At 68.7% G+C, this 2157-nt stretch carries 3 protein-coding genes; all 3 read right to left on the bottom strand.

Features of this window, described 5'->3' with window-relative positions:
* Positions 1-1199: PP2C family protein-serine/threonine phosphatase (locus E0E18_RS13820; protein ID WP_130841937.1), on the bottom strand; the 1199-nt coding region annotated here is incomplete at its 3' end.
* Positions 1196-1681, bottom strand: coding sequence for an FHA domain-containing protein FhaB/FipA (locus E0E18_RS13815; protein WP_130841936.1), 486 nt, complete (start codon positions 1679-1681; stop codon positions 1196-1198). The genes E0E18_RS13820 and E0E18_RS13815, both read right to left, overlap by 4 nt.
* A 93-nt stretch (positions 1682-1774) precedes the next feature.
* On the bottom strand, positions 1775-2157 hold a 383-nt coding region (locus E0E18_RS13810; RefSeq protein ID WP_130841934.1), incomplete at its 5' end, for an FHA domain-containing protein.

Below are 2157 nucleotides of genomic sequence, written 5' to 3'. Positions count from 1 at the left end.
GTGGAGGGGCCGGGTGCGGTTGTGGTGCTGGTCGGTACGGCTGAGGGGGTGGGAAGATCGGATTCGGCGGCGACCGCCACGTAGTAGGAGTCGTTGAGGCTGCGTTTGGCGATGAATCCGCCGACGCCGACCACGGCGACGAGGAGTACGAGCACGGTCAGTGCGACCAGGACGCGACGCCGTGTCCGACGGGTACGGCCGTCCCCGTCGGAGGGGGCGTCGTCTGCTGCCCCGTCGTCGGCGGCGGGTACGGTCCGGCTGGTCCGGCGGGGATTCCGTCCGTTGTTTCCACGGGCAGCGGGGGTGGTTCCGCCGGTGGAGGGGGACGGCGCACTGCGGTTGACGATGTTGACCGCCATGGCCCGGCCTGCGGCGGTGTCGGGGCGGGGAAGTTCGGTGGCCTCCGAGTCGATGGCCCCGGCCAGGGCAACTTCGGTGGGCAGCTCGGGTGCGCTGTCGTCCCGGTCGGTGACGTCGACGACATCGGCGACGACGACCGTGACATTGTCCGGTCCTCCGCCGCGGAGTGCGAGGTTGATCAGCTGCTCCGCGGCTTCGGTGGGGGTCCCTTCGGCGAGGACGTCGCGAATCGTGTCCGCGCTGACGGGGTCGGACAGTCCGTCGGAGCAGAGCATGTACCGGTCGCCCGGCAGGGCGTCACGCAGCTGCAGGGTCGGTTCGACGGCGCGACCGGTCAGTGCCTTGAGGATGAGGGAGCGCTGGGGGTGGCTGGACACGTCGGCGGGGTCCAGTTTCCCTTCGTCGACAAGTGACTGGACGTAGGTGTCGTCTTTGGTGATCTGGGTGAGGACGCCGTCGCGCAGCAGGTAGCCGCGGGAGTCGCCGACGTGGCAGACCCCCAGTCTGCCGTCGTTGAACAGCAGGGCGCTGAGCGTGCAGCCCATCCCTTCGAGGGTGGGGTTCTCGTCGACGTGGGCGGCGATCGCCCGGTTGCCGTCCTCCATCGCCTCGACGAGCATGGCGGGCAGCCGGTCGGCGGGGACGGGATCTCCGCCGAACATGGTGTTCAGGGGGAAGAGTGCCTCGATCATCAGCTGGGAGGCGACTTCGCCGGCGGCGTGGCCGCCCATGCCGTCGGCGAGTGCGAGCAGGTGGGACGCCGCGACAGCGGAATCTTCGTTGTTGCCGCGCACCAGGCCCCGGTCTGACCGTGCGGCGTAGTCGAGTGCGAGTGTCATGCGTCCATCCTCACGCTGGTCTGGCCCACCCGGAATTCACTGCCGACGTGGAGCGGTTCCGGTTGGTCGATCCGTTGACCGTCGAGGAAGGTCCCGTTGCGCGAGTCGAGGTCCTCGAGGAACCAGTCAGGTCCCCGTCGTATGAGGCGGGCGTGTGTCCCGGAGGCGAAGTCGTCCTCGAGCACGAGGGTGCATCCGGATGACCGTCCGACGGTGATCTCGTCGTATCCGCTGAGCGCCAGGGTGGTGCCGGCGAGGGGACCGGTGGTGAGGATCAGGGACCGGGGGGCGGCTGAGCGTGAGAATGCGAGACCTCGTGCGGAGTGTGCCGAGGGGGCGGGACCGGTGCCGGGGCCTACGGGGGCGGCACCGGATGTCGCCCTGGCGACGTCCCGGTTCATCGCACGGACGGTGACCCAGATGAACAGCCACAGGACGACCAACAGGACGACCTTGACGAGCAGAACCAGGGTGGACTGCATGAAGGGTCAACTCCTCGGGGACGACGGGAACACGGGTTAAGACCGGGGACCGGCGGTGACCACTCTACGGCAGAGCCCCCGGCTGAACGACTGTCAGCTGAAGCGGACCTCGATGTCACTGTGGCCGACGGAGATGACGTCACCGTCGGCGAGGAGCCAGTTCTCGACCGGGATCTCGTTGACGGTGGTGCCGTTGGTGGAGTCAAGGTCGGTGAGGACGGCGTCAAAGCCGTCCCAGGTGATGTCGGCGTGACGACGTGACACGCCGGTGTCCGGGAGACGGAAGTCGACCTGGTTGCCACGACCGACGGTGTTGCTGCCCTGTTTCAGTTCGTAGGTGCGGTCGGAACCGTCCATGAGGTGCAGGGTGACGGTGCGTTGCACCGCCGCCTGGTATCCGCCGGAACCGGTGGACTGGAGGCCGTCGACGCCGTTGACCGGGTCGGCGGAGGGGCCGGGGACGACCTCGGTGGGGG

Source organism: Corynebacterium neomassiliense (assembly GCF_900626215.1).
Taxonomy (GTDB): domain Bacteria; phylum Actinomycetota; class Actinomycetes; order Mycobacteriales; family Mycobacteriaceae; genus Corynebacterium; species Corynebacterium neomassiliense.
This window is presented reverse-complemented; position numbering and strand designations above follow the sequence as displayed.